Origin of the sequence: Streptomyces sp. NPDC002896 (assembly GCF_040295225.1) — a bacterium.
Taxonomy (GTDB): Bacteria; Actinomycetota; Actinomycetes; order Streptomycetales; family Streptomycetaceae; genus Streptomyces.
This window is the reverse complement of sequence record NZ_JBEOVA010000004.1, coordinates 286,409-312,322: the sequence shown is the minus strand read 5'-3', so window position 1 is coordinate 312,322 and position 25,914 is coordinate 286,409. Positions and strand designations below refer to the sequence as shown.

Annotated in this window: 24 protein-coding genes; 15 read left to right on the top strand and 9 right to left on the bottom strand. The window is 71.4% G+C overall.

The features are described 5' to 3' along the window. The first annotated feature begins 121 nt into the window (after positions 1-121). The 5 genes from ABT009_RS08505 to ABT009_RS08485 are packed head-to-tail and all read left to right on the top strand — an operon-like array spanning position 122 to position 4,419. Positions 122-1,462, top strand: a complete 1,341-nt coding sequence (locus ABT009_RS08505) for an L-fuconate dehydratase (RefSeq protein ID WP_351290958.1) — start codon at positions 122-124, stop codon at positions 1,460-1,462. Further along, complete coding sequence (locus ABT009_RS08500; RefSeq protein WP_351290956.1) at positions 1,459-2,232, top strand: SDR family NAD(P)-dependent oxidoreductase; 774 nt, start codon at positions 1,459-1,461, stop codon at positions 2,230-2,232. Before ABT009_RS08505 ends, ABT009_RS08500 begins: the two co-directional genes overlap by 4 nt. Positions 2,233-2,243: 11 nt before the next feature. Continuing rightward, on the top strand, positions 2,244-3,254 hold the full coding sequence (locus ABT009_RS08495; RefSeq protein ID WP_351291325.1) for an aldo/keto reductase: 1,011 nt from the start codon (positions 2,244-2,246) through the stop codon (positions 3,252-3,254). Further along, positions 3,251-3,562, top strand: coding sequence for an L-rhamnose mutarotase (locus ABT009_RS08490; protein ID WP_351290954.1), 312 nt, complete (start codon positions 3,251-3,253; stop codon positions 3,560-3,562). The genes ABT009_RS08495 and ABT009_RS08490 overlap by 4 nt, the downstream gene beginning before the upstream one ends. Continuing rightward, positions 3,550-4,419, top strand: a complete 870-nt coding sequence (locus ABT009_RS08485) for an amidohydrolase family protein (RefSeq protein ID WP_351290952.1) — start codon at positions 3,550-3,552, stop codon at positions 4,417-4,419. Before ABT009_RS08490 ends, ABT009_RS08485 begins: the two co-directional genes overlap by 13 nt. A 57-nt stretch (positions 4,420-4,476) precedes the next feature. On the opposite strand, the gene ABT009_RS08480 is transcribed toward ABT009_RS08485, so the two are convergent. Next, on the bottom strand, positions 4,477-5,904 hold the full coding sequence (locus tag ABT009_RS08480) for a lipase maturation factor family protein (protein WP_351291323.1): 1,428 nt from the start codon (positions 5,902-5,904) through the stop codon (positions 4,477-4,479). Between the two features lie 181 nt (positions 5,905-6,085). On the opposite strand from ABT009_RS08480, the gene ABT009_RS08475 reads away from it, so the two are divergent. The 3 genes from ABT009_RS08475 to ABT009_RS08465 all read left to right on the top strand — a co-directional run bounded on the left by ABT009_RS08475 (position 6,086) and on the right by ABT009_RS08465 (position 10,483). Then, entirely contained in the window at positions 6,086-7,381 is a 1,296-nt protein-coding gene (locus ABT009_RS08475; protein ID WP_351290950.1) for a DUF6777 domain-containing protein, read from the top strand. Between the two features lie 63 nt (positions 7,382-7,444). Then, entirely contained in the window at positions 7,445-9,520 is a 2,076-nt protein-coding gene (locus ABT009_RS08470) for a SpoIIE family protein phosphatase (RefSeq protein WP_351290948.1), read from the top strand. Between the two features lie 102 nt (positions 9,521-9,622). Continuing rightward, positions 9,623-10,483: an Fpg/Nei family DNA glycosylase gene (locus ABT009_RS08465; RefSeq protein ID WP_351290946.1), complete on the top strand. Its 861-nt coding sequence runs from the start codon at positions 9,623-9,625 to the stop codon at positions 10,481-10,483. A 133-nt stretch (positions 10,484-10,616) separates the two neighbouring features. Here the strand turns inward: ABT009_RS08465 and ABT009_RS08460 are convergent, their stop codons facing one another. Beyond that, complete coding sequence (locus tag ABT009_RS08460; RefSeq protein ID WP_351290944.1) at positions 10,617-11,282, bottom strand: zf-HC2 domain-containing protein; 666 nt, start codon at positions 11,280-11,282, stop codon at positions 10,617-10,619. Positions 11,283-11,453: 171 nt separating this feature from the next. Between ABT009_RS08460 and ABT009_RS08455 the strand changes: the two genes are divergently transcribed. From ABT009_RS08455 to ABT009_RS08440, 4 genes are all read left to right on the top strand, one after another. Next, positions 11,454-12,206, top strand: a complete 753-nt coding sequence (locus tag ABT009_RS08455; RefSeq protein WP_351290942.1) for a LytR/AlgR family response regulator transcription factor — start codon at positions 11,454-11,456, stop codon at positions 12,204-12,206. Between the two features lie 124 nt (positions 12,207-12,330). Continuing rightward, the gene (locus ABT009_RS08450; protein WP_351291321.1) at positions 12,331-12,669 is read left to right on the top strand and encodes a hypothetical protein; all 339 of its coding nucleotides are present in this window, start codon (positions 12,331-12,333) and stop codon (positions 12,667-12,669) included. Further along, positions 12,666-14,261 carry a sodium/solute symporter gene (locus tag ABT009_RS08445; protein ID WP_351290940.1) on the top strand — a complete coding sequence of 532 codons (1,596 nt, stop codon included), beginning with the start codon at positions 12,666-12,668 and terminating at the stop codon, positions 14,259-14,261. The genes ABT009_RS08450 and ABT009_RS08445 overlap by 4 nt, the downstream gene beginning before the upstream one ends. Continuing rightward, positions 14,258-15,469, top strand: a complete 1,212-nt coding sequence (locus ABT009_RS08440; RefSeq protein ID WP_351290938.1) for a sensor histidine kinase — start codon at positions 14,258-14,260, stop codon at positions 15,467-15,469. The genes ABT009_RS08445 and ABT009_RS08440 overlap by 4 nt, the downstream gene beginning before the upstream one ends. A 47-nt stretch (positions 15,470-15,516) precedes the next feature. Here ABT009_RS08440 and ABT009_RS08435 read toward each other — a convergent pair whose 3' ends face one another. Beyond that, positions 15,517-16,032, bottom strand: a complete 516-nt coding sequence (locus ABT009_RS08435; RefSeq protein ID WP_351290935.1) for a hypothetical protein — start codon at positions 16,030-16,032, stop codon at positions 15,517-15,519. Positions 16,033-16,166: 134 nt separating this feature from the next. After that, positions 16,167-16,709, bottom strand: coding sequence for a sigma-70 family RNA polymerase sigma factor (locus ABT009_RS08430; RefSeq protein WP_351290933.1), 543 nt, complete (start codon positions 16,707-16,709; stop codon positions 16,167-16,169). A gap of 291 nt (positions 16,710-17,000) precedes the next feature. Here ABT009_RS08430 and ABT009_RS08425 point away from each other — a divergent pair, with 291 nt between their 5' ends. Next, positions 17,001-18,203 (top strand): CapA family protein, encoded by a 1,203-nt coding sequence (locus ABT009_RS08425; RefSeq protein ID WP_351290931.1) that lies wholly within the window; start codon positions 17,001-17,003, stop codon positions 18,201-18,203. 9 nt (positions 18,204-18,212) lie between these two features. Here ABT009_RS08425 and ABT009_RS08420 read toward each other — a convergent pair whose 3' ends face one another. Together ABT009_RS08420 and ABT009_RS08415 are read right to left on the bottom strand one after the other, a co-directional pair. Further along, a complete protein-coding gene (locus ABT009_RS08420) occupies positions 18,213-19,658 on the bottom strand; it encodes an amino acid permease (protein WP_351290929.1) in 1,446 nt (481 codons plus the stop codon). 116 nt (positions 19,659-19,774) lie between these two features. Then, the gene (locus tag ABT009_RS08415) at positions 19,775-20,236 is read right to left on the bottom strand and encodes a universal stress protein (RefSeq protein WP_351290927.1); all 462 of its coding nucleotides are present in this window, start codon (positions 20,234-20,236) and stop codon (positions 19,775-19,777) included. 211 nt (positions 20,237-20,447) lie between these two features. Here ABT009_RS08415 and ABT009_RS08410 point away from each other — a divergent pair, with 211 nt between their 5' ends. Further along, complete coding sequence (locus ABT009_RS08410; RefSeq protein WP_351290926.1) at positions 20,448-21,323, top strand: polysaccharide deacetylase family protein; 876 nt, start codon at positions 20,448-20,450, stop codon at positions 21,321-21,323. An 82-nt stretch (positions 21,324-21,405) separates the two neighbouring features. Here ABT009_RS08410 and ABT009_RS08405 read toward each other — a convergent pair whose 3' ends face one another. Beyond that, entirely contained in the window at positions 21,406-22,077 is a 672-nt protein-coding gene (locus ABT009_RS08405; RefSeq protein ID WP_351290924.1) for a class F sortase, read from the bottom strand. 385 nt (positions 22,078-22,462) lie between these two features. Between ABT009_RS08405 and ABT009_RS08400 the strand changes: the two genes are divergently transcribed. Continuing rightward, the gene (locus ABT009_RS08400; RefSeq protein ID WP_351291355.1) at positions 22,463-23,488 is read left to right on the top strand and encodes a hypothetical protein; all 1,026 of its coding nucleotides are present in this window, start codon (positions 22,463-22,465) and stop codon (positions 23,486-23,488) included. 462 nt (positions 23,489-23,950) lie between these two features. Here the strand turns inward: ABT009_RS08400 and ABT009_RS08395 are convergent, their stop codons facing one another. Further along, positions 23,951-24,181: a hypothetical protein gene (locus ABT009_RS08395; protein WP_351290922.1), complete on the bottom strand. Its 231-nt coding sequence runs from the start codon at positions 24,179-24,181 to the stop codon at positions 23,951-23,953. A 70-nt stretch (positions 24,182-24,251) separates the two neighbouring features. Next, positions 24,252-25,016, bottom strand: coding sequence for a bestrophin-like domain (locus ABT009_RS08390; protein ID WP_351290920.1), 765 nt, complete (start codon positions 25,014-25,016; stop codon positions 24,252-24,254). Positions 25,017-25,914: the final 898 nt, after the last annotated feature.

Sequence of the window (25,914 nt, the reverse complement as noted above, 5' to 3'; positions counted from 1 at the left end):
GTACTGAGATCAACCGGACCGCCCGACGGTCGCCCGCGTGACGACAGGCCGCGCCCAGGACCGACCCTGCGGCCGAACCCCGTACCGGAACGCCCCGTACCGGAACACCGAAAGGCCACCTGTGTCCCCGACTCCCGCCCGCATCACCGCGGTCGACACCTACGACATCCGCTTTCCCACGTCGCGGGAGCTCGACGGCTCCGATGCGATGAATCCGGATCCCGACTACTCGGCGGCGTACGTCGTCCTGCGCACGGACGCCGAAGACGGGCACGAGGGGCACGGGTTCACGTTCACCATCGGGCGGGGCAACGATGTGCAGGTGGCCGCGATCGAAGCCCTGCGGCCGCATGTGCTCGGGCGGGACGTGCATGAGCTGTGCGCCGACCCCGGAGTGGTCAGTCGGGGTCTGATCGGGGACAGCCAGCTGCGCTGGCTCGGCCCGGAGAAGGGCGTGATGCACATGGCGATCGGCGCGGTCGTCAACGCGGTGTGGGACCTCGCCGCGAAGCGCGCGCGAAAGCCGCTATGGCAGTTCCTCGCCGACGCGGAGCCCGAGTGGCTCGTCTCGCAGGTCGACTTCCGCTACCTCACGGACGCGCTCACGCCCGACGAGGCGCTTGAACTCCTGCGGCGCGGCCGGGAGGGCGCCGACGTCCGCGCCGCCGACCTGCTGCGGCGCGGCTTCCCCGCGTACACCACCTCGCCCGGCTGGCTCGGCTACAGCGACGAGAAGCTGACCCGGCTCGCCGCGCAGGCCGTCGCCGACGGCTTCACGCAGATCAAGCTCAAGGTGGGCGCCGACCTGGCCGACGACGTGCGGCGCTGCCGCGTTGCCCGCTCGGTCGTCGGACCCGATGTCCGCATGGCCGTCGACGCCAACCAGCGCTGGGACGTGGACGAGGCGATCACCTGGACGCGGGCGCTCGCCGAGTTCGACCCGTACTGGATCGAGGAACCCACCAGCCCCGACGAGGTGCTCGGCCATGCGACAATCCGCAAGGCCGTCGCGCCGGTCAAGGTCGCCACCGGTGAGCACGTCCAGAACCGCATCGTCTTCAAGCAACTGCTGCAGGCCGGAGCGATCGACGTGCTGCAGATCGACGCCGCCCGGGTCGGCGGCGTCAACGAGAACCTGGCGATCCTGCTGCTCGCGGCCAAGTTCGGCGTGCCCGTCTGTCCGCACGCGGGCGGCGTCGGCCTGTGCGAACTCGTCCAGCACCTGTCGATGTTCGACTATGTCGCGCTGTCCGGCACCACGGAGGACCGCGTTATCGAGTACGTCGACCATCTGCACGAGCACTTCCTGGAGCCGGTGGTGATCCGCGAGGGTCACTACAGGGCACCGACCGCGCCGGGCTTCTCGGCCGCCATGCGACCCGAGTCCATCGCGGAGTACACCTACCCGGACGGCGCCTTCTGGGCCGCCGACCTCAGCCGGCAGAAGGAATCAGCGGCATGACGCACCCTCAGGACTTCGAGGGCCTCAAGGCCCTCGTCACCGGCGGCGCCTCGGGCATCGGCAGGGCGACGGCCGAACTGCTGGCCGCCCGCGGCGCCCAGGTGGCCGTGCTCGACCTGAACCCGGAAGCCGTGAAAGACGGAGACAAGCCTCTCCTCGCGTACCGGGCCGACGTCACCGACGACGCCTCCGTACGCGAGGCCGTCACCGCCGCGGTCGCGGAGCTCGGCGGCCTCGACGTCCTGGTCAACAACGCGGGCATCGGCGCACAGGGCACAATCGAGGACAACGACGACGACGAGTGGCACCGCGTGCTGGACGTCAACGTCGTCGGCATGGTCCGCACCGCCCGCGCCGCGCTGCCGCACCTGCGCGCGTCCAACCGGGCCGCGATCGTCAACACCTGCTCGATCGCCGCCACCGCGGGCCTGCCGCAGCGCGCCCTGTACTCGGCGACGAAGGGCGCGGTCTACTCGCTGACCCTCGCCATGGCAGCGGACCACACCCGCGAGGGCATCCGCGTCAACTGCGTGAACCCCGGCACCGCCGACACCCCGTGGGTCGGCCGCCTGCTGGACGCCGCGGACGACCCGGCCGCCGAGCGGGCCGCCCTGGAGGCACGCCAGCCCACCGGGCGCCTGGTGTCGGCCGACGAGGTCGCGGGCGCCATCGCCTACCTGGCGAGCCCCCTCTCCGGCGCCACCACGGGCACGGCCCTCGCGGTCGACGGCGGCATGCAGGGGCTGCGGCTGCGGCCCGTGGGACAGTGACCGCCATGCGTATACGCACTCTCGGCCGAAGCGCTGTCGAGGTGACGGAGCTGTCGTTCGGCGCGGCGGGCATCGGCAACCTGTACGCGGCGGTCGACGACGAACAGGCGTACGCCGCCGTCACGGCCGCCTGGGACGCGGGCGTCCGGTACTTCGACACGGCGCCGCACTACGGCCTCGGCCTGTCCGAACGCCGCCTCGGCGAGGCCCTCCGGGAGCGGCCCCGCTCGTCGTACACCGTATCCACGAAGGTCGGCCGGCTCCTGGAGCCCCGTGACGGCGGCGGGGACGACCTCGCGAACGGCTTTGCCGTGCCCGCGACCCACCGCCGCGTCTGGGACTTCAGCGCGGACGGCGTACGCCGCTCGCTGGAGGACAGCCTCACGCGGCTCGGCCTGGACCGGGTCGACGTGGTCTATCTGCACGACCCAGACGACCACGCCGAACTGGCCTTCCGCGAGGCATACCCGGCGCTCGAGAAACTCCGCTCGGAAGGCGTGATCGGCGCGATCGGCGCCGGCATGAACCAGGCCGAGATGCTGACCCGGTTCGTACTGGACACGGACGTCGACGCCGTCCTGTGCGCCGGCCGCTACACGCTCCTCGATCAGAGAGCGCTCACCGCACTGCTCCCGGCCGCCGCCGCCCGCGGCGCATCGGTGGTCGTCGGCGGCGTCTTCAACTCCGGGCTGCTCGCGGACCCGCGCCCGGGCGCCACATACGACTACGCCGCCGCGCCCCCCGCCCTCCTGGACCGGGCGCTGCGGCTGAAGGACCTGGCCGAGCGGCACGGCACCACCCTGCGCGCCGCCGCCCTCGCCTTCCCCTTGGCGCACCCGGCCGTCACCAGCGTGCTCGTCGGCACCCGCTCGGCGACCGAAGTCCGGGACGCCGCAGAGCAGTTCGCGGCCGCCGTGCCCGCAGACTTCTGGGCGGGACTGCGTGCCGAGCGGCTCCTGCCCGACGACGTTCCCGTACCCGGAGACACCGGCGGGCCCGTGCCCGGAAAAGAGGCGTCATGAGGATCGCCCTGCACACCAAGGTCCGCGCCGACCGCATCGAGGAGTACGAGAGCGCTCACCGCGAGGTCCCGGCGGAGCTCACGGCCGCGATCCGCGCCGCCGGCGCCACCTCCTGGACGATCTGGCGCAGCGGCACCGACCTCTTCCACGTCCTCGAGTGCGAGGACTACGGGCGCATGATCGCCGAGCTGGAGCAACTCCCGGTCAACATCGCCTGGCAGGCTCGCATGACCGAGCTCCTGGACGTCGTCCACGACTATTCGGCCGAGGGTGCGGACGCCGGTTTGCCCGTCGTATGGGAGCTGTGAGGAGAACCGTGACGGACCGGATCGTCGACGCACACCACCACGTGTGGGACCTGTCGGTACGGGACCAGGACTGGATCAACGGCCCCGATCTGGCACCGCTCCGGCGGAACTTCGGGGTGCCGGAGCTGGAGGCTGAAGCGCGCCCTCTGGGGGTTCAGGCCACCGTCCTCGTCCAGACGATCACTGTCGCTGAGGAGACGCCGGAGTTTCTGGCGCTCGCCGCGGAGAGCGCTCTCATCGCCGGCGTTGTCGGCTGGACCGACCTCACCCGTCCCGATGTCGCCGAGACGCTCGCGGCCCTGCGGGAGCTCCCGGGCGGGCGGTATCTGGCCGGGATCCGGCACCAGGTCCAGGGCGAGCCGGACCCGGAGTGGCTGCTGCGCCCCGACGTACGCCGGGGTCTGGCCGCGGTCGCAGGCGCGGGCCTTGTCTACGACCTCGTGGTTCTGCCTCACCAGCTGCCTGCCTGCGTCAAGGCGGCCGCCGACCACCCCGGCCTCACCTTCGTCCTCGACCACCTGGGCAAACCACCCATCGCCTCCGCGGAACTCGAACCATGGGCGAGCGATGTCCGGGCGCTCGCCGCGTTGCCGAACACCGTCTGCAAGCTGTCTGGGATGGTGACCGAGGCGGACTGGCACACCTGGACGGCCGAGGATCTCCGGCCCTACGCGGACACGGTCCTGGACGCCTTCGGCCCCGAGCGGCTGATGTTCGGCTCGGACTGGCCCGTCTGCACGCTCGCCGCCCCGTATGCCGAGGTCGCCCGTGCGGCGGACGCCCTGACCGGGACGCTCGGCCCCGAGGAGCGAGCGGACGTCTTCGCGGGGACCGCCACCCGTGTCTACCGCCTCTGACCGCCACCGCCCCGGGAGCTACTGCCTCGGACCGCTGCCGCCTGCCGCCCCTGAGCGCTACCGCCTCTCCGCCACCACGTCGAGCCGCGTAGGCGGCAGGAACTCACGGATGTACGTGCGGTGCCAGCACGCCCCCGTCTCGCGCAGCTCGTGCCACGTCGTGAAGCGGTACTGGTACAGGCGGGCCCGGATGTACCTCGGCGGGCTGTCCGGCGGGAACGGCGAGCGGCGCAGCAGCCGCAGCGTGTCCCGGTCGTTCTCCAGCAGCCGCTCCACCAGCGGCCCGAACCAGGACCCGGCGTACGCGGGCGAGATCCCGGCGAACCACATCATCCAGTCGAGCCGCAGATGGTACGGCGCGTACTGGCGCGGCCAGCGCCGGGGATCACCCGGTTTGCCCTTGAACTCGTACTCCCGCCAGTCGGAGTCCGGGTGCGGCACCGCATCCGCCGTGCCCTCGATCACCACCTCCTGCCGGATCCGGTTGATGCTGCCGAACGCGCCGTAGGTGTTGACGAGATGGAACGGGTCGAAGGAGTAGTTCATGATCTGCCGCCGGGAGACCAGGTTGCGCGCGGGGCGGTAGCTGAGGACCAGCACGAGGGCCGTGACGGCGAGCACGACGATCTCGTACCAGAGCGGGGCGGGAGGCAGGCCCGGTGGCGGGGCGACGGGGGAGAAGTCCACGGCGGACAGGGCCACGACGATCGTGATCCAGTTCAGCCAGGAGAAATTGCCCGACAGCACCAGCCACAGCTGGGTGAGGATCATCAGGCAGGCCGCCGCCGAGGCGACCGGCTGCGGGGTGAACAGCAGCACGGGCACGACCAGTTGGGTGAAGTGGTTCGCCGCCACCTCGACCCGGTGCAGGGGCTTCGGGAGGTGGTGGAAGAACCAGCTCAGCGGGCCCGGCATCGGCTGGGTCTCATGGTGGTAGTCCAGGCAGGTCAGCTTCCGCCAGCAGGGGTCCCCGCGCAGCTTGATCAGGCCGGCGCCGAACTCGACGCGGAACAGCACCCACCGCAGCAGGAACAGCACCAGGACGGGCGGGGCCGTGCGGTCGTTGCCGAGGAACACCGCGAGGAAGCCGACCTCGAGGAGCAGCGACTCCCAGCCGAAGCTGTACCAGGTCTGGCCGACGTTGACGATCGACAGATACAGCAGCCACGGGACCAGCCACAGCAGCATCGCGGCCCACAGCGGGAGCAGGCCGTCGACGCCCGCCAGCAGGGCCGCCGAGACCAGAAACCCCGCCCAGGCCCAGAGCGCGAAGAACCTGTCGGAGTAGTGCAGTTGGAACACGCTCGGCGCGTGGCCGAACGGCACCCGCGCGACGTATTGGGGCACCGGCAGCATGCCGCGTTCCCCGAGCAGGGGACGGAACTGCAGGGCGGCGGTCAGGAACGCGACCAGATACAGGGCGGCGAGGCCCCGCTGGAAGATCAGCCGGCCCAGCCAGTACTCGGGTGCGGTGAACCACTCCACGAACGCCATTGTGGCTCCCCAGTGTCTTGAGGGCCTGTGAGGTACCCCCAAGGCGGTGCCGCTCTCGCGGAGACGGCGGAGCCCGCTCCGTTCCCGGTTGGCCCCTCTCGGCTTGCGAGGCACCCATGAATGAAACAGACAATTGCCTGCAAATGGCCTAACCGAGAGGCGGGAGAACACGGTGCGCTCACCCATCAGGAGCCATGCCGCGGCCTTTGCCATATCCACGGCCCTTCTCGTCGCGGGTGGAGCGGGCCTCACCGGCTGCGCCGCCACCGGCAGCGCGAGCGCCGTGGACGGCGAGGACGAGCTGCGTCTGCAGCCCGTGGCGGAAGCGGGTCCCGACCCGTTCACCGGCTCCACCGCCGCGTCCACCGCGACGCCATCGCCCGCCACCCCCTCGCCGGAGCCCCCGACGCCCTCCGGCACCGCGACGTCCGACGTGGAGCGACTCCGGTCCGTCGACGGCTCCACGCCGGGGCTGTACGGCGGCACGCTCTCCGAGAGCAGCTGCGACGTCGAAAAGCAGGTCCGCTTCCTCGCTTCCGACCCGGCCAAGACCCGCGCCTTCGCCCGGGTGGTGGGCGTCGCCCAGGGCGACCTCCCCTCGTATCTGCGCGGACTCACTCCTGTGGTGCTCCGGGCCGACACCCGGGTCACCAACCACGGCTTCCGCAACGGCCAGGCCACCGGCTTCCAGGCCGTCCTCCAAGCCGGCACCGCCGTCCTCGTCGACAACCGCGGCCTGCCGCGCGTGCGCTGCGCCTGTGGCAACCCGCTCACACCGCCGGTGGCGACCCGGACCAACCCGGTCGTGAAGGGGCAGACGTGGCGCGGCTACCGGCCGCAGCAGGTCGTGGTCGTGACCCCCGCACCGAAGCTCATCGTCAACATCACGATCGTCAACATCGTCAACAACACGTGGATCGAGCGGAAGGCCGGGAGCGACGGGGACCGCGACCGCACCGTCCCGCCACCGGCCACCCGCACCCCGTCTCCGAGTCCCACGAGTCCGAGTCCCACGAGTCCGAGTCCCACGAGTCCTAGTCCCACGAGTCCGAGTCCCACGAGTCCTAGTCCCACGAGTCCGAGTCCCACGAGTCCTAGTCCCACGAGCCCGAGTCCCACGAGTCCGAGTCCCTCGACCCCCAGCCCGACCTCGCCGAGCCCCACCACGCCGGGGCCGGAAACCCCCTCCCCGAGGGAGTCCACGCCCGCCTCACCGCCCTCACGGCCCTCCCCGCCCAGTCCTCCGCCGCGCTCCCCGCAGGAGCCCCCGCCGCCCCCGCCGGAGACCACCGTGTCGCCCCGTGAAGAGCTGCCGGCCGAGCCGCCCCCCGCCCGGGGCACCCAGGACGCACCCGACGGCGGCGTGGTCCCCCTCGAGCCCGTCCTGCCCGAGGACCGGATGGACGCACGGTCGGAAAGCCGGCAGTACGGCCGGCCGGAGAGCCGACCCGCCACCGTCGACAGCTGAGCGCCCGCTCACTGCAGGTGGTAAGAAGTCGAAGAATCAGCCAAGTGGTGGCAAGGTGGCACCATGGCTGACCGCGGAGCGGGTGGCCTGTCACTCCCGGACGACTGGCCTGCAGACCCGGATCCGATTCTCGCCCTCAACCGCACAGGCTGTTTCGACTGGGACCTGGGCAGCGGCCTCATGCACATGGACGCACACGCCCTCGAGATCTTCGACCTGCTCCCCGGCGAGTACGACGGCCATCCCGAATCCCTCGGCGTCCGGGTCCCGCCGTTCGAGGCCCACCGTCTGGACGAGATCGTCTCCCAGGCGCTCAAGGACGGAAGCGAGACCTACGGCGCGTACTTCCGCGTCCGCTGCCGCGACGGCTCCATGCGCTGGACCCACACCCAGGGCTGCATACGGCGCGAGGAGACGGGCCGCCCGCACCGCATCGTGGGCGTCGTCCGTGACGCCACGCAGGAGCTGAGCGACGTCACGGCACGGCGGGTGCTCGCCGACGAGGAGGCGGCCCGCCGCCGGCAGACCAGCATCGTGCAGGGCACCACCGCCGCGCTCGCCCACGCCCGCACCGTCCAGGACGTCATCGACGTACTCAACGACAGCCACGGCCTCACCCACCTCGGCGCGAAGAGCCTGGTCATGGGACTGGTCGAGGCCGGGCGGATCCGGCTCGTCGCCGAGGGCCCCAAGGACAGCTACGTACCCCGCACCCGCATCACGCGCATCGACGAGCCCTACCCGATGGGCGAGGTCGTCCGCACCATGGCGCCACGGTTCATCGAGTCGCCGGAGGACTTCGCGGCGTCGTACCCGATCCTGTGGCCGCACATCACGCATCTCGGCATCACGGCCGCCGCGTATCTGCCGCTCATCGCACAGGCCAGGCCCATCGGCGCGCTCGGCCTGCTTTACCACGACAAGACCGGCTTCACCGACGAGGAGCGCAACGTCCTCATCGCGCTCGGCAGCAGCATCGCGCAAAGCCTGCAGCGCGCCATGTTCTACGAGCAAGAGAAGGACGTCGCCCAGAGCCTCCAGAAGGCGATGCTGCCGCGCACCATCCTGCCCGTCCCGGGCGCCGACATCGCGGTCCGCTACCGCTCCGCCGCACTCGGCCGGGACATCGGCGGCGACTGGTACGACGTGATCCCACTGCCGGGCGGCCGGGTCGGGGCCGTCATCGGCGACGTCCAGGGCCACGACGCGCACGCCGCCGCCGTCATGGGCCAGCTGCGCATCGTGCTGCGCGCCTACGCCACCGAGGGCCACACCCCGCCCACGGTCATGGCCCGCGCCTCCGTCTTCCTGCACGAACTCGACACCGAACGCATGGCCACCTGCCTCTACGCGGACGCCGACCTGGCCACCGGCGTCGTACAACTGGTCAGGGCCGGACACCTCGACCCGATGGTGCGGCAGACCGACGGCAGCTGCCGCCGGCTGCCCGTGGACGGCGGGCTGCCGCTCGGCCTCTCCGCCGACTTCGGGCAGCTCGAATACCCCGTGACGACCATGGAGCTGGACCCCGGTCAGACCCTCCTGCTCTGCACCGACGGTCTCGTCGAACAGCCCGGCGCAGACCTCGACGACGGCATGCTGGCACTCGCGCAGCTCGTCCACTCCGGACCCGCCGAGCTGCCGGCCCTCGCCGACCTGCTGTGCGAAGCGGTCGACGACCGGGGCGGCGAAGACGACGTCGCCCTGCTGCTCCTGCGCCGCTGCAGCACGGACCTCCCGCAGTCCGGCGGACGCCTCCAGCACCACGTCCCGCTCGGCGACCCGGAGGCGCTCGCCGAGTCCCGGCACATGATCCGCGCGGCGGTACGGGCCTGGGGCGCCCACGACCGCGCCGACGAGATCGAACTCATCGCCGACGAGCTGATCACCAACTCGCTCGTGCACACCGAGGGCGCCGCCACCGTCACCCTGCGGGTGCTCAGCGGGTCCGAACGGCGGCTGCGCGTCGAGGTGGAGGACTCCTCCAGCGCCCTGCCGCACCGCCGCGACGCCGGCATCGGAGGTCTCTCCGGGCGCGGCCTCCTTCTGGTGGACCGCCTCACCGACGTGTGGGGCGTGCAGGCGCGCGGTGGCGGAAAGATCGTGTGGTGCGAGTTCGTCGTACCGGCCCGCGGCTGAATCGGCGTCGCTGTCGCCGTGGCCGTGGCCGCGCCTGATTCGCCGTCGCCGTTCCCGTGGCCGCGCCTGCCCGGCGGGGCCCACAGGTGGCACTCTGGTTCCATGCCGGAACTCCCCGAGGTCGAAGCGCTCAAGGACTTCCTCACCGACCACCTCGCCGGGCGGGAGATCGTGCGGGTGCTGCCCGTCGCGGTCAGCGTCCTCAAGACGTACGACCCGCCTCCCACCGCCCTCGAAGGGCGCGCCGTCACGGCCGTGACCCGGCACGGCAAGTTCCTGGACATCGACGCCGACGGGCTCCACTTCGTCGTCCATCTCGCCCGCGCCGGCTGGCTGCAGTGGAAGGACCGGTTGCCCGACGGGCCCCCGCGCCCCGGAAAGGGCCCGCTGGCCCTGCGCGTCGCGCTGGAGACGGGGGAGGGGTTCGACCTGACCGAGGCCGGCACACAGAAGCGGCTCGCCGTATACGTCGTCCACGATCCGTCCGTGGTCCCCGGCGTCGCCCGGCTCGGTCCCGATCCGCTCGCCGCGGACTTCGACGAGCAGCGCTTCGCGAAGCTCCTCGAGGGCGAACGGCGGCAGCTCAAGGGCGCCCTGCGCGACCAGGGCCTGATCGCCGGGGTCGGCAACGCCTACAGCGACGAGATCCTGCATGCCGCGAAGATGTCGCCGTTCAAGCTTGCCTCGAGCCTCACCGACGAGGAGACGCATCGGCTCTACGAGGCCCTGCGCACCACGCTTACCGAGGCCGTCGAGCGGTCCCGGGGGCTTGCTGCGGGGCGCCTCAAGGCCGAGAAGAAGAGCGGGCTCAGGGTGCACGGGCGGACCGGTGAGGCCTGTCCCGTGTGCGGTGACACCATTCGTGAGGTGTCGTTCAGCGACTCGGCTCTGCAGTACTGCGCGACGTGTCAGACGGGTGGGAAGCCGTTGGCGGATCGGAGGATGTCGCGGCTCCTGAAGTGAACGGCGGTGTTTTCCCCCACCCCGCCCCTTCCCGTAACCAGAGGCTCTTCCCCCTGGACCCCGCTGGGGGCTTCGCCCCCAGACCCCCGGATCGCCCTTCGGGCTCGTCCTCAAACGCCGGACGGGCTGAAAATCAAGCGTCGGACGGGCTGAAATCGCTCGTCCACAGCAGCTCTCCGTCCGCCGTGCGGATCTCGAAGTGGTCGATCTCGTCCAGGTGCAGAGCCGTGCCCGCATCCGTCGTCATCGGTGTCCCCGCCTCGCCCGTCGCGGTCCAGCTCGCCACCTTCTGCTCCGTGCCGTTCTTGCCGACGGCCACGAGTTCGCACACCCGCGGGCCGACCGCGTCCCACACCGCCAGTCCCACCTGCGTCCCCCAGGCGCGGTCCTGAGTCGTCAGCGTCGCCGCCACACCGGTCCGCCCGTCGCGGGCGCTGACCCGTGCCGCCGTGTCCGCTCCGGCCCCCGCGACGATCGCCGCCGCGGGCCCGGCCACGGCGAGTACCGCCGCTGCCGCCACCGCGTACAGCCACCGCCGGCGCCGCGCCCGGCCGGCCACCGCCACCTCGCTCAGCAGCCGGTCCAGGAGCCGTGTGCGCGGCACCGTCAACGGCGCGACGCCGAGCGGTGTCGACCGCGCGTACAGCATCAACTGCCGTACGGGCGAGCCGAATTCACTCACTTGTGCCACACACGCGGGGCACTCCATGAGATGCTCCTCGAAGCGGAAGGCGTCCGCCGCGTCCAGGACGCCCAGCGCGTAGGCGCCTGCGTCGCGATGGCGTTCAAGGGACCTCATGCCGAATCCTCGTGCCGGTGCTGCTGGTCAGGGGTCACGGCGCCGGTGTTCGGGGGCGTTGCTGCCCGTCCGTGGCGGCGTCGTTCGCCCTCCCGTACGCACCAAACCGACGAATCACTCAAGTCGCGGCCGGATTGGCCCCGCCCGGGTGACCACCTAGACTCCAGCCGCATGCTGCGCGTACTGGCCGTCGACGACGAGGAACCCGCGCTCGCCGAGTTGCTCTACCTGCTGCGGGCCGATCCGCGGGTGCGCAGCGCGGAGGGCGCGACCGACGCGACCGACGCGCTGCGCCGGATCGGCCGGGCCCTCGACGTGGGCCCCGACGGCGGCGACGCGATCGACGTGCTGTTCCTCGATATCCAGATGGCCGGTCTCACCGGGCTCGACGTCGCCCGCCTCATCGCGGGTTTCGCGCGTCCCCCGCTGATCGTGTTCGTCACCGCCCACGAGGACTTCGCCGTGCAGGCGTTTGACCTCAAGGCCGTCGACTACGTCCTCAAGCCGGTCCGCAGGGAGCGCCTCGCCGAGGCGGTGCGCCGGGTCGCCGAACAGGCCGCGGTCGTCCGGCCGCCCGCCATCGACCGGTCCGCCGACCGTATCCCGGTCGAACTCGGCGGCGTCACCCGCCTCGTGAAGATCACCGACATCGCGTACGCCGAGGCGCAGGGCGACTACGCACGTCTGCACACCGCCGACGGCAGCCACCTCGTGCGCATCCCGCTCTCCACGCTCGAGGAACGCTGGCAGCCGCACGGTTTCGTACGGATACACCGCCGGCACCTCGTCGCCCTGCACCGCATCGACGAACTGCGGCTCGACGGCGGCGGTATGAGCGTCCGGATCGGCGGCGCCGTCCTCGCCGTCAGCCGGCGGCACGCCAGCCGGGTCCGCGAGCTGCTGATGCGGCAGGCGGGCTCCTGACCAAGGGGCGACAGGCTCCTCCGGCAACCACCTGTCCTGACCTGCCCCTTCCGTTCGGGGCGGAGCGCTGCCTACACTCCACGCCGTGTCCGCCAGCGCCGATCCAGCACCCCGCCGCGAGGTCGTGACGGGCGAGCCCCGCAGGGTGCATCGGCTGCCGCGGCACCGCACCCAGTGGGAGATCGACGAGCAGACGACGCTCGGCGCCGCCTACGTCCGCTCCCTCATACGCAGCCAGCTGCGCGCCGGAATCGCCGCGTTCGCGGTGCTCGCGCTGCCTGTCGTCACCCTGCCGCTGTTCTTCGGCGCGCTGCGCAACGCCACGGTCGTCTGGGCGGTGCTCGGCTTCGGCTGCTACCCCCTGCTCGTCCTCGTCGCCTGGTGGTACGTGCGGCGCGCCGAGCGCAACGAACGCGCCTTCGCCCGCCTCGTGCGCGGCGCCGACCCTCCGGGGACACCGTGAACGAGGCCTACGCCATACCCGCGGTCGCCGTAGTCGTCCTCGTCACCGTCCTCATCGGCGGGTTCGGGCTGCGTATCTCCCGTACGACGTCCGACTTCTACGTGGCCTCGCGCACCGTGGGCCCGTCCCTGAACGCGGCCGCGATCAGCGGCGAGTACCTCTCCGCCGCCTCCTTCCTCGGCGTCGCCGGACTGGTCCTCGTATACGGCCCCGACATGCTCTGGTACCCCGTCGGCTACACCGCCGGGTATCTGGTCCTGCTCGTCTTCGTGGCCGCGCCGCTGCGCCGCTCCGGCGCCTACACGCTGCCCGACTTCGCCGAAGGCCGCCTGGAGTCACGCCAGGTGCGTATGGTCGTCAGCGTCCTCGTGGTGGGCGTGGGCTGGCTGTATCTGGTGCCGCAGCTCCAGGGCGCGGGGCTCACGCTGCAGATCCTCACCGGGGCGCCGCGCTGGCTCGGCGGGGCGCTCGTGGCGGCCGTCGTGGTGCTCGCCGTCGCCGCGGGCGGCATGCGCAGCATCACCTTCGTGCAGGCCTTCCAGTACTGGCTCAAGCTCACCGCGCTGCTGGTACCGGCCTTCTTCCTGCTGCTCGCCTGGCACCGCGACGGCGGCGCGCCGCCCGCCTTCCCGGCCTCACCGGAGCTGCCGTCCTCCGGGGCGGGCGCGGGGCAGCCGATCGCCACCAGCCGCGCGGAGCATCCGCTGTACGCGACGTACGGGCTGATCGTCGCCACGTTCCTCGGCACCATGGGGCTGCCGCACGTCGTCGTGCGCTTCTACACGAGCCCCAACGGGCGCGCCGCGCGCCGCACCACGGTCGTCGTGCTCGCCCTGATCGGGTTCTTCTACCTGCTGCCGCCGCTGTACGGCTGGCTCGGCCGGCTGTACGCGCCCGAGCTCACCCACACCCCGGACGCGGACGCCGCCGTGCTGCTGCTGCCGGGGCGGGCCGTCGGAGGGATCGGCGGCGACCTGCTGGGCGCGCTCGTCGCGGGCGGGGCGTTCGCGGCGTTCCTGTCGACGGCGTCGGGGCTCACCATGGCCGTGGCAGGGGTGCTCAGCCAGGACGTACTGCCCGCGCGCGGCGTACGGCACTTCCGTCTTGCGACCGTCCTGGCGATGACCGTGCCGCTCGGCGGGACGCTGCTGGTCAGCGCGGTGCCGGTGGCGGACGCGGTCGGCATGGCATTCGCGGTGTCCGCGTCCTCGTTCTGCCCTCTGCTCGTGCTCGGCATCTGGTGGCGGCGGCTCACCCCGCCCGGCGCGCTCGCCGGACTGATTCTCGGCGGCGGCTCGGCGCTCGCCGCCGTGACGCTGACGTTCGCCGAAGTGGTGCGCTCCGGCTGGCTGCACACCCTGTTCGCCTGGCCCGCCATCTGGTCGGTGCCGGTCGGCTTCCTGGCCATGATCCTCGTCTCGCTGGCCACGCCGAGCCACATCCCGCCGCACACCAGCGCCACGATGACGCGGCTGCACCTGCCGGAGTCCCTGACCGTCCGCCAGACCGCCGCGGCAGCCGAAGGCGGAGGCGGCAGCACGGGCATCCGGGCCGAGGGCGGCAGCGCAGGCACCCACCGGGAGGGACCGTGACCGGGACCGCGGCCGCCGTGCTGCTCGCCCTCTGCCCGCTGCTGCTCGTCGGCGGGTTCCTGCTGGGGCGCCGTACCGCTCATCCCGCCGGGCGCAGCGACGTCGGCTCGCCCGTCGAGCACGCCACCTTCGAGACCCTGCACACCGCGTCGCTCGCCGCGCCGCCGTTGCGCGCCGGGCTCACGGAGGACACAGCCCGCAAGTCGGCCCGGCGGCTGCGCTCGCTCCTCGGCACCGACGCGCTGTGCCTCACCAACCGGTCCACGGTGCTTGCCTGGGACGGCACCGGCGAACACCACTCCAAGCAGGTCATGGAGCGGCTCTCCGGCCTGCTCTCCACCGGCCGGGGCGCCGCCTTCGACTGCGGCTGCGACTGGGTCGACTGCCCGCTGCGCTGGGCGGTGGCCGCGCCGATCGTCGTGGACCAGCGGGTGCTCGGCGCCCTGATCGCGTACGCGCCCCGCGACTCCGCCGTACTGGCCCGGGCCGCCGACGAGGTGGCCCGCTGGGTCTCCGTCCAGCTGGAGCTGGCCGAGCTGGACCGGTCCCGTACCCGCGTGATCGAGGCGGAGATCAAGGCGCTGCGCGCGCAGATCTCCCCGCACTTCATCTTCAACTCGCTCGCGGCCATCGCGTCCTTCGTCCGCACCGACCCCGAGCGGGCCCGCGAACTGCTGCTGGAGTTCGCCGACTTCACCCGCTACTCGTTCCGCCGGCACGGCGAGTTCACGACGCTCGCCGACGAGCTGCACTCCATCGACCAGTACCTGGCGCTGGTACGGGCCCGCTTCGGCGAGCGGCTCGCGGTCACACTGCAGATCGCACCCGAGGTGCTGCCCGTGTCGCTGCCGTTCCTGTGTCTGCAGCCGCTGGTGGAGAACGCCGTCAAGCACGGCCTGGAGGGCGCCGTCACCCGCAGCCGCATCACGATCAGTGCGCAGGACGCAGGGGCGGAGGCGGAGGTCGTCATCGAGGACGACGGGGTCGGCATGGAGCCGGAGGTGCTGCGGCGGATCCTGCGCGGGGATGCCGGCCCGTCGGCCGGGATCGGTCTTTCGAACGTGGACGAGCGGCTGCGGCAGGTCTTCGGCGACGACTGCGGGCTCGTCATCGAGACCGGGGTGGGCGCGGGCATGAAGATCACGGTACGGATCCCCAAGTACCGTGCGGGCGTGCACTCCTCGCCGCCCGAGCACGATCCGGCGTGAGGGTCGGTCGCCAGACGGCACCGGAGAGGACCGCCGGCCTGGAGCGGTCAGAACAGGTGGATCGCCAGATGCCCCAGCGGCAGCCCCAGCTGCCAGGCCGGCGTCCACACCTTCGGCGCCTCGTCCTCGCCGGGGACGGCCCCGCCGCCGGGGACGGCGTCCAGGTCGGGCGCCAGCAGCTCGGTCTCCTGGAGCCAGCGCCAGGCCGCGACCGCCAGCTCCAGATCGGGCGCGGGGCCACCGGTCTCCCGCGCCTGGGCCGTCAGCCGGGCCATGCGCTCACGCGCCCACTCGTGCCACGGCTGGTCGTGTGCCGTCAGCGACAGCCAGGTCTCCATCTGCGTGACCACCCGGATGCCGGGGAGCTCACCGCCGGTGTCGGACAGGAAGATCGTCAGTGCTAGCGCGTCGCGTCCGGCACGGAACTCGAAGGACGTGGGCGGCATGAGATCGCCGGTGCGCAGCAGCTCGTCGGCGATGTACTCGGCGTAGAACCAGGCCATCGGCACGGTGAGTTCGCCGCCGCCGGTGCCGCCGGCACTGCCCTTGCTTCTGTGTAGCATCCTGTTCTGCCTCCTCCGGTCCAAGCGCGTCTCGGGCCCCTGGCCCTCAATCCGGAACACGGATGAGGACAGCCGATTACTCAACCGGGGCTCGGAGCAAGGCGCTTTACAGAGGTTTGACCTGGCATGGCGTTTCATTGCAGGTCGGTTGCGTAATCCGGCAAAACCCTGCGGAGCGCGCGCAGTGCGTAGTACGCACGGGACTTCACCGTACCGGGCGGAATCCCGAGGGCTTCCGCGGCTTCCGCCACACTCGCCCCGCGGAAATACACGTGCAACAGAACTGCGCGGTGTTCCGGAGTGAGAGTCTTCACAGCCTCCCGCACGTCGAGCGTGGCCGCCGACCTTTCCGCGTGGTCGGCGCACACACGGGAGTTCTCCAGGACCGCGTCCCCGATCTCGGCGGGCCGGGCCTGCCGTGCCCGGCGGGCGTCGATGGCAAGCCGCCTGCCGACCGTGAACAGCCAGGGGCGTACGGAGTCGTAGGCGTCGGCGCGCAGCGCCTCGGGATGCTGCCAGGCGCGGACGAACGTCTCCTGCACCAGGTCCTCGGCACGTTGCCGGTCCCCGTCGGAGAGCCTCAGCAGCAGGGCGAAGAGGGGTCCGCCGTGCTCGCGCTGCAGCTCGGCCAGTTCCCGCTCGCCGGTCGTCCTCGTCATTGTGGTCGTGCCGGTCATGGGCGTATGGCAGCGCAGCACGCCGCGTACGGACAGATCACGGACACGGATCTGCGACGGGCGGTCGATGCGGTCGACGAGCGGTGCGGTGAACGGTCCACTGGTGCGGCCAGGCCAGGCCAGGCCAGGTCAGGCCAGGCCAGGCCAGGCCAGGCCAGGCCGGGCCGGGCTCATCCGTGGTGTGCGAAGCAGCCCGTTCCAGGTACTCAGTCGGTATGGGTAATTGACCCCGTTTGCCCCATACGTGAACTTATGTGGAAAACACCCCCTTCAGGTGGAGGCCGGGCTGCGATGACACAGCGCACACGACACATGTGCCGGGAGACGGCGGTCGGGGCGGCGGTGCTGATCGGAGCCGCCGCCGGCTGCACGGCGGGAGACCGGGCCCCGGCGGACCCGGCACCGCCGCGCCACCGGGCCCTGCAACAGCACCCCGCTCCGTCCGCAGCGGACGGCGCCGGCCGCGCAGAGCACGGCTTCACGCTCGTCGCCTCCGGAGACGTCCTGCCGCACACCTCGGTCATCCGCCAGGCGAACGCCGACGCGGGCGGCGACGGTTACGACTTCCGGCCCATGCTCGCCGCCGCCAAGCCCGTCGTGGCCAAGGCCGACCTGGCGATCTGCCACATGGAGACGGCGTACGGCGCGGACGGCCACTACAGCGGCTACCCCATGTTCAAGTCGCCGCCGGAGGTGGCCGAAGGCCTCGCCGCAACCGGCTACGACGCCTGCTCCACCGCCTCCAACCACACCCTCGACGACGGCATCGACGGCATCCGCCGCACCCTGGACGCCCTCGACGCGGCGGGCGTCCGGCACGCGGGCTCGGCACGCACGGCCGCCGAGGCGAAGGGACCGGCATGGCTGCGCGCGGGCACGGCCAAAGTCGCCCACCTCGCGTACACATACGGCACCAACGGCATCCCGCGGCCCCCGGGGAAGCCATGGGCCGTCAACCTCATCGACCGGGGCAAGATCGTCACGGACGCCCGGGCCGCCCGCAGGGCCGGAGCCGACGTGGTGGTCGTCTCGCTGCACTGGGGCACCGAGTGGCAGGACGAGCCCGACCGGCGGCAGCTGTCGCTCGGCCGGCAACTCACGGCGTCGAAGACCGGCGGCCGCCCCGACATCGACCTGATCATCGGCACGCACGCGCACATCCCGCAGGCGTACGAGAAGGTCAACGGCACATGGATCGTCTACGGCATGGGCGACCAGGTCGCCGGACACATGTACAACCACTCCGGCGCGCGCGACCCCCGCGGGAACCAGAGCAGCATCGCCCGCTTCACCTTCGCGCCGCCCGCGCGGCCCGGCGGCCGGTGGGTGGTGGAGAAGGCCGAGTTCATCCCGCAGTGGTTCGACCCAGACACCGGCCAGGTCGTGCGTCTCGGTGCCGCCACGGACGGCGGCCTCGCGGACGTACGCGACCGGATCCGCCGGATCGTCCTCAGCCGCGGGGCGGCCGAGGACGGGCTGGTCATGGGGGAGTAGCCCGGCCGGCTACGGCGCCGTACCCCGGTCGGGCGCGGCTGCCGCCTTCGCCATCTCCGACCTGCGGTACGAGTACGCGAAGTAGATGACGAGGCCGACAAGGAACCACACGGCGAACCGCACCCACGTCTGCCACTGCAGGAACGTGATCAGCCAGAGGGAGAACACGACTCCGAGGGCCGGCACGAACGGCATCCACGGAGTGCGGAACGTGCGCGGCAGGTCCGGCCTCCGGTAGCGCAGCACGATCACCGCGGTACACACCACCACGAACGCCAGCAAGATCCCGATGTTCGTCAGTTCGGCCGCCTCACCGATCGGCAGGAACCCGGCGATGGCGGCCGACGCGAAACCGACGATCCAAGTCACGCGCGTCGGCACATGCCGCGTCGGATGCGTCTTCGCGAACCACTTCGGCAGCAGCCCGTCGCGGCTCATCGCGAACCACACACGCGTGACGCCCAGCATGAACGTGAACATCACGGTGAGAATGCCGATGATCGCCCCGACCGCGATGATGTCCGCGAGCCCGCTGAGACCGACCGACTTGAAAGCGGTGGAGAACCCGCTCTCCGGGTCGATCTCCGTGTAGTGCTGCATGCCGGTCAGCACGAGGCAGGCCGCCACATACAGCACCATCGAGATCACGAGCGAGTACACGATCGCCTTCGGCATATGGCGCTGCGCATCCTTGGACTCCTCCGCGGCAGTCGACATGGCGTCGTACCCGAAGACCGCGAAGAAGACCGTCGCCGCACCCGTGAAGGCACCACTGATCCCGAACGGGAAGAACGGACTGTAATTGGCGCTGTTGATGTGGAACACCCCCACACCGATCACCAGCAGCACGACCAGCACCTTGAGGACGACCACGACCGTCTCGAACCGAGCGGCGTTCTTGATGCCGAGATTCAACAGATACGCGATCAGCAGACACAGCAACGCGGCGAACAGATCGACCCGGTGCCCCTCCCCCGTGCCGGGTGCGCCCAGCATCCAGGCCGGAAGATCCGCTCCGGTCTCGGCCAGCAGAAAACTGAAGTAGCCCGAGATGCCGATCGCGACCACCGCGACGATCGCGGTGTACTCAAGCAACAGGTCCCAGCCGATGAACCAGCCCGCGAGCTCGCCGAGCACCACATAGCCGTATGTGTACGCCGATCCCGCCCGGGGGATGAGGCCCGCGAACTCCGCGTACGACAGCGCCGCGGCCGCGCTCGCGACACCGGCGATGAGGAACGACACGACCACGGCCGGCCCTGCCGTGCCATTGGCGACCGTGCCCGCGAGCGTGAAGATGCCGGCGCCGATGATGCCGCCCACGCCGATCGCGGTCAGCTGCCACAGGCCCAGCGTGCGGGTGAGTCTCTCGCTCTCGAGGCCCGCGTCGGCCTCCTCGATGTGTTCGATGGGTTTGCGGCGCAGCACACCCTCACCCATGCGGAGCCGGGCCATGAGCCTCACCTCTTCGCGGACGACAGCCGACTGACCGGCCGGTCAAAACGGTCCAGGAGAAGCGGTGACGGAAAGTGCCACGCCCCTCACACATATGAGGGGTTCCCGCTTTTCCCTTACGGAACCACCGTCACAGGCCACCGCCCCGCCTTCACAAGGCGTACCGCCACCGAACCGATGATGCGGTGGCCCGCCTGCTCCGATGCGCCGACCACCACGGCGTCCGCCTTCAGCTCGTCCGCTGCGGTGACCAGGCCGTTGTACGGGTCGCCGCGGAACGTGTGGAACTCCCAGCGCACCTCGAATATGTCCTTCACACGCTCGGCTGCCGCGCGGATCTCCGAGATCAGCTCCTCGGCGATCTCGTCGGTCGTCTCCGCCACCGGGACACCGAGCGCGGCGCCCGTGGCCATGACGGGCTGCACATAGACGATGGCGAGCAGTGCCCGCTGCCGCCGGGCCAGGCCCCCGGCATAGGCCGCGGCACGCAGCGAGGAGTCGGAGCCGTCGACTCCCACCACGATCACCTTGGGGCCGTCCGTGCCCCGCTCGAACTGTGTGGACTGCTGTTCGCTCACACCGTGAGGCTAGCGGAAAACACGCAGGTCGCGGCCCTGGCGTGGGACATCGGCAGAATGGCCGCGGTGCCGGGGAGCGCGCGGCGGGTTCGGGGCGGCACCGGCGGCCCGTCCCGCACCGGCGGGCCGCGCTGGCCCCAACGAGTGCTCTCCTTCGCCCGTCCAGGTACTGCCCGGCGGCAGCGGACCCCGGGCGGGCGACCAATTAGTCATGAATAAGGATCAGATGCCTTCGCGGCGCCGGGCGTTGCTGGCAGGCGCCGCCGTCCTGGCAGCGGCCGGCCAGGCCGGACTCTTCGCCGCGGAGCCGACCGTCATCCGGGGCGCCCCCCGCAAGGCAGCCCCGACGCCGGCAGCGCCGGCCCAGACGGGCGCCGCCGGACCCCCGCCGCGGATGCGGCAGCCCGTCAAGGCGTCCACCTACCGGCTCCAGCCCGTCACCGGGTACGGCCCGCCACGCAGGGCACCCCTCCGCACACCGGTGCGGCGGGCGCCGATCCTGCGCATGTCCGGCCTCGGCCGCAAGATGGTGCTCACCTTCGACGACGGTCCCGACCCGCGCTACACCCCCGGCATCCTGAGCACCCTGCGCAAACACGACGTGCGCGCGATGTTCTTCGTCTGCGGCGAGATGGCCGCCGACAACAAGGACCTACTGCGCGAGATGGCCGACGACGGGCATGCCATCGGCAACCACACCTGGTCCCACCCCCTGCTCACGTCGCTCTCACGGTCCGGGGTACGCGACGAGATCGAGAGCACCAGCGAGGTCATCGAGAAAACCGTGGGCGAGCCGCCGCTCTGGTTCCGCGCTCCCTACGGGGCCTGGAACCGCGCGACCTTCCAGATCGGCGCCGAACTCGGCATGGAGCCCCTCGCCTGGACCGTCGACACCCTCGACTGGACCACCCCCGGCACCGGCACCATCGCCACCCGCGTCATCGACGGCGCGGCGCCCGGCGTGGTGGTGCTCTCGCACGACGCGGGCGGCGACCGCTCCCAGAGCGTCGCGGCGCTGCGGAGCTATCTGCCGGACCTGCTGGCCGAGGGCTACGGCATCACCGTGCCCCGCAGAAGGCGTATCTGAGCAGGCACGAATTCCGAGTTGGCAGGGCAGCTGACAGGGCATGAAAAAGGCGGGCTTGCGCCCGCCTTTTCGTCCGGTACGTTCAGCGGACGTCGACCAGGCGGGCGAACACCACGACGTTTCCGTCGTATCCGAACTGCTTGGTGAATCCGCCACCGCAGGTGATGACGCGCAGTTCGGCCTGTCCGGTGCTCCCGTAGACCCGCTGTCCGGGGAAGTTGGCCTTCGAGAAAACCTCGATGCCGTAGATCTCGAAAACCGCCGTCTTCTGGTCCGAACGCTTGACCTCGACGCGGTTTCCCTTCTTGAGCGAACCGAGCCCGTAGAAGACGGCCGGGCCCTTGCTGTTGTCCACGTGGCCGACGATCACGGCGGTGCCCTTTTCGCCGGGGGCCACGGCACCGGTGAACCACCCGGCGAGATTCGAGTTCTCCGGTGGCGGCGCCTGCACCCAGCCGTCGGGGTCGAGCCCCACGGCCGTGACGGGCGCGTCGACATTGAGCGCGGGGATCCGCACCCGCTCGACCATCGAGAAGGGCAGCGGAGCCCGCTTGGCCTTGGGCAGGGTCGGCGCGGTTGAGGCGCGGCCGTCCGCGGCCGCGGCGGCGGCGGGCTGCGGAGGACCCTCGTTGAATTCCCCTGAGCCATTCCGCATCAAAGCGAGGCCGGTCAGCAGAACAAGCGCGATGACGCCCCAAGGCGCGCGCTTCCTCCGTCTTACCTCCTCCTCTTCGGCCGGCTGAAGCGAAGGCATTCTCCATCCCCTCTTGACGCGGCGGCCCACCCCCAGTGCCTCAAGGGCCTGAGAGGTGCCGCCAGGCACGGCTGGGCCCGCCGCGTCCATTGCGTGTACGAGAACGTTAGATCGGCCGCACACGACCGGCGACCGAGGAAAGGCGAATGGGTGGCGGCCAAAATCTTCCTGCGCCATCCGAGTCGCAGTCGGCCGGAAATTTCTGACGGCGCGTGACCTGCGGCAATATCACGTTGATCGCAATTCCCCCGGCGTGTCTCCTCACCAGGACGGACGAGTCTCGAAATGCGGCTCTGAGCTGGGCATCTGAGGGTCGGTCTAAGAGGGCGCTCTCGCCTATCTTCCTGGGGACGGTTCCCCGGGGCGCCTTCCCCGGAGGACTCACATGCGTACTACTCGTGCCCTGGCGGTCTCAGCCGCCGCGGTCGTCGCGCTCGGGCTCGCCGCACCGTCGGCCGTGGCCGGGGGGGACGAACCGAACAACAACAGACCCGGCAACGGCATCGGCGGCGATGGCCGCGGTCCTAACGGCCTTGGTGGTAACGGCAACGGCTTCGGCCCCAACGGCAATCTTGGCGCGGGCGGCAACGGCAAGGACAACGGCCCCGGCGGAAACCCGGGCAACGGGCTCGGCGGCAACGGGTTCCCAGGATTCCCGGGGAATGGGTTCCCGGGCAACGGGCTCGGCGGCAACGGGTTCCCAGGCTTCCCGGGCAACGGGCTCGGCGGAGACGGGTTCCCGGGGCTCGGCGGCAACGGGTTTCCAGGCTTCCCGGGCAACGGGCTCGGCGGAGACGGGTACCCAGGCTTCCCGGGCAACGGGCCCGGTGTCGGCGGGGTCGGCGGGGTCGCCGGCAACTTCGGGGTCGACATCGACGTGGAACCCAGTGTCGTACGGCCGGGCCAGCACAATGTGAGGGTCACCGTCGCGGGCAACGTGGCGGGCATCGCATGCCAGCTCGCAGGCAGTACGGTCGAGTCGCCCGCCTTTCCGACCACCCGGCTGCGCCGCGGCGGCGGTAACACCGCGATCGCCGTCGTCACCATCAACCGGAACACCCCCCCCGGCACGTACGGCGTCACCGCCCGGTGCGGGAACTTGACCTTCATCGGCGAGAACGAGCTCGCTGTCGTCGGCCGTGCCAGGGACGATGACAACGGACGCGGTGGCAACGGACGCGGTGACAACGGACGCGGTGGCAACGGACGCGGTGACGCCGGACGCGGTGACGCCGGACGCGGTGGTGACCGCGATAACAACGGGCTCCCGGGGCCGGTGGCCGGCGGCCTCGGCGGCAGCCTCACCGGTGCCACCGCCCCCGACATGGCCATCGGCGGCGGACTGGTAGCCGCCGCGCTTGCGAGCGGTGGTGTGTTCTGGCTGCGTCGACGGGCCGAGAAGAGGGGCTGAGGACCGCCACAGCCCCACGGAGACAGACCGCACACGACAGCCCTTCGCCCCGGACGGCACCCAATGAGGTCCGGGGCGAAGGGCTGTCAGGCGCGAGGCTCCCCGCCAAGTCGTCACGCGCGCTACCGCATACACAGCGGTGCAGGCGGTGAGGGCGGTTATGCCCTGCGGTGCGGCCGAGGCCACGCGTATCGCGTGCAAGGTGGTTCCTCCGGTCCTCGAGGAGCAGCCGCGGAACGTGAGCCGCTGGATGACGAAATGCACCTCGATGCCCGAAACGCTAGGGACGCTCGGGAGACGGCGCGATCGGGGATCGGGCATACGGGTCAACCGTGTCGGCCAGGTGGGGGGAATGGTGCGTACTGGTGGAGGGATACGGACGGCATCGGCTCAGTCAGAGGCTGCCGACCGCGGCGACCGCGAGAAGTCAGCGACCTTGAAAAGGCCGGCGACCGTGAAAGGTCACGGAGCCGTCGCCTCGTCGGGCCGCCAGACGTGCGGCCGGCCGCCCCGCCACTCGACGAGATGCGGGTCGTCGAGCGCCATGTCGGCGTCGCTCAGCCCCGCCCGCCGCAGGAGCTCGACAAGGTCCCGGTCGCTGTGCGCTACGCCGACGGAGTGCCCCCGCACGGTGACCTTCCGCCCGTCCCCGGGGGACGGCGGGTGCACGACTATGGGTGCTTTCCAGGCCATACCACCAGAGTGCGCCGGTGCCCGGCCCGGCGCACAGCAGTGTCACAGCCCGCAGCAGTTTCGGCCCGGCTCACTTCCCGAGGCCCGGGAACAGCGCGTGGAAGGGCTCCGCGGTGGCGGGGATACCCCGGCCGTAGGGGGCGTCGAAGTCCCAGATCAGGAAGAGCAGGAAGGCGATCAGGGCGGAGAAGAGGCCGGCGAGGACCAGTTCGCGCGGTGTGCGGCGGATCTGGAGGGCGAAGACCATGCCGATGGTCACGATGCCGCCGGTGATGAGGCCGAACCACACGACGCCGGGCATCGTGGCGGCGGTCGAGTCGGCGCGCTCGCCCCGGGCGTTGTCGGCCGCGGCGACCTGGTCGAGCAGCGGCTGATAGGCCTGCGCCTGAAAGTCGGTCGCGGGCTGGTAGTCGGTGACGTCGTGGCGGACGCGCTCGAGGAGTGCGGTCCCCCGGGCGGTGAGCTGCCCGCTGCCGGCCATCGCGTCCCACTCGGTGGTCACAACGTGGCTGACATACGCGTCGACATCGGCCCGGATGCGGTCGCGGACGTCGTCCGGGTAGACGCGGACGCGCTCGGAGATCTCGTGCAGCGCCTGGGCCTCGGCGCGGACATGGTCCTGGGCGGCGCCGCGGGCCTCCCAGACGCCCGCGATGGCCAGGCCCAGCACGATGGCGTAGACGACGCCGATCATCATGGTGATGTACTCGATCACGTCCGGCGTCTCGGACGGATCGTCGCCATCGCCGACCCGGCGGTGCCGCAGGACCGTGATGACGAGGACGACGGCGCATGCGGCGGCCATCGCGAGGGCGAGAACAAGCCATTCCGGCATGGGACCTCCGTGGGATCAGCGGGGCCGCAGCGCGGCCACGGCGAGAACCGCGGGTGCGGTGATGAGCAGGGCGAGGGAGACCAGCGACGGGCCGCTCCGGGGCTGCTGTTGCATGTGGGGCGCGCGGTACGGCGGAAAACGAACTCGGGACGGGGTGGGGGACGGTGACGGCTCGGGGCGGACGCCGGGCTCCGGTGGCGTGACCGGCGGCCTGTGAGCCGGAGCGGGAGTCGGCGGCCGCGGTGACGGTGCCGGGGGTGCAGGCGCGGGCGACTCGGAGGCGGGCGGAGAGGGTGTCGGGGTCGGCGTGGGAGTCGGGGTCGGCGTGGGAGTCGGCGGGGGCGGGGTCGGGGACGGGGTGCAGGTCGGCGGAGGAAGGGGAGGCAGCGAAGGGGTGGGCGCAGGTGTGGGTTCCGGCGGGCTGGGTGTTGGGCTCGGGCAGTCGACGTCGCCCCCGGCAACCGCCACTGCGCCGCCGCCGACCCCGTCTGCGGGGACGTACGCACAGGCATCCGCCGGCATCGCGGCCACCGCCGCCACCGTCGACGAGCCCAGCAGCAGGGCGAGAGCGCCCAGAGAGCACAGCGCCAGCCCCCGTACGAGACGGGCGGACCGCGCCCAGAGTGATCCGTACACGGCGGAGAGCATGATCGGCCTCCGGGGCCGGTACGCCGATGCGGACGCCGATTGGCACGAACGTGGGGAGCTGGGCGCCTCAAGGTTTGCCGCGGCGCCCGGCCGTACTCGAGCCGTGTGCGGCAAGCCAGTGGCTGAGGCAGGCCAGTTGGTTGCGGAAGCCGACCGGTGAGACAGCCGGGGAGCAGATTTTCTTGAGTTTTCTCGAGCCGGTTGAACGCAACAGCCGCTCCCGCCCGTACCTAGGGCCATGCGCGGCGCA

Excerpts from the sequence above, each read along its gene's own strand:
- ABT009_RS08500 (WP_351290956.1), top strand. The coding sequence starts at position 1,459 with ATGACGCACCCTCAGGACTTCGAGGGCCTCAAGGCCCTCGTCACCGGC.
- ABT009_RS08490 (WP_351290954.1), top strand. The coding sequence starts at position 3,251 with ATGAGGATCGCCCTGCACACCAAGGTCCGCGCCGACCGCATCGAGGAG.
- ABT009_RS08485 (WP_351290952.1), top strand. The coding sequence starts at position 3,550 with ATGGGAGCTGTGAGGAGAACCGTGACGGACCGGATCGTCGACGCACAC.
- ABT009_RS08470 (WP_351290948.1), top strand. The coding sequence starts at position 7,445 with ATGGCTGACCGCGGAGCGGGTGGCCTGTCACTCCCGGACGACTGGCCT.
- ABT009_RS08465 (WP_351290946.1), top strand. The coding sequence starts at position 9,623 with ATGCCGGAACTCCCCGAGGTCGAAGCGCTCAAGGACTTCCTCACCGAC.
- ABT009_RS08460 (WP_351290944.1), bottom strand. The coding sequence starts at position 11,282 with ATGAGGTCCCTTGAACGCCATCGCGACGCAGGCGCCTACGCGCTGGGC.
- ABT009_RS08455 (WP_351290942.1), top strand. The coding sequence starts at position 11,454 with ATGCTGCGCGTACTGGCCGTCGACGACGAGGAACCCGCGCTCGCCGAG.
- ABT009_RS08435 (WP_351290935.1), bottom strand. The coding sequence starts at position 16,032 with ATGCTACACAGAAGCAAGGGCAGTGCCGGCGGCACCGGCGGCGGCGAA.
- ABT009_RS08430 (WP_351290933.1), bottom strand. The coding sequence starts at position 16,709 with ATGACCGGCACGACCACAATGACGAGGACGACCGGCGAGCGGGAACTG.
- ABT009_RS08425 (WP_351290931.1), top strand. The coding sequence starts at position 17,001 with ATGACACAGCGCACACGACACATGTGCCGGGAGACGGCGGTCGGGGCG.
- ABT009_RS08420 (WP_351290929.1), bottom strand. The coding sequence starts at position 19,658 with ATGGCCCGGCTCCGCATGGGTGAGGGTGTGCTGCGCCGCAAACCCATC.
- ABT009_RS08410 (WP_351290926.1), top strand. The coding sequence starts at position 20,448 with ATGAATAAGGATCAGATGCCTTCGCGGCGCCGGGCGTTGCTGGCAGGC.
- ABT009_RS08405 (WP_351290924.1), bottom strand. The coding sequence starts at position 22,077 with ATGCCTTCGCTTCAGCCGGCCGAAGAGGAGGAGGTAAGACGGAGGAAG.
- ABT009_RS08400 (WP_351291355.1), top strand. The coding sequence starts at position 22,463 with ATGCGTACTACTCGTGCCCTGGCGGTCTCAGCCGCCGCGGTCGTCGCG.
- ABT009_RS08395 (WP_351290922.1), bottom strand. The coding sequence starts at position 24,181 with ATGGCCTGGAAAGCACCCATAGTCGTGCACCCGCCGTCCCCCGGGGAC.
- ABT009_RS08390 (WP_351290920.1), bottom strand. The coding sequence starts at position 25,016 with ATGCCGGAATGGCTTGTTCTCGCCCTCGCGATGGCCGCCGCATGCGCC.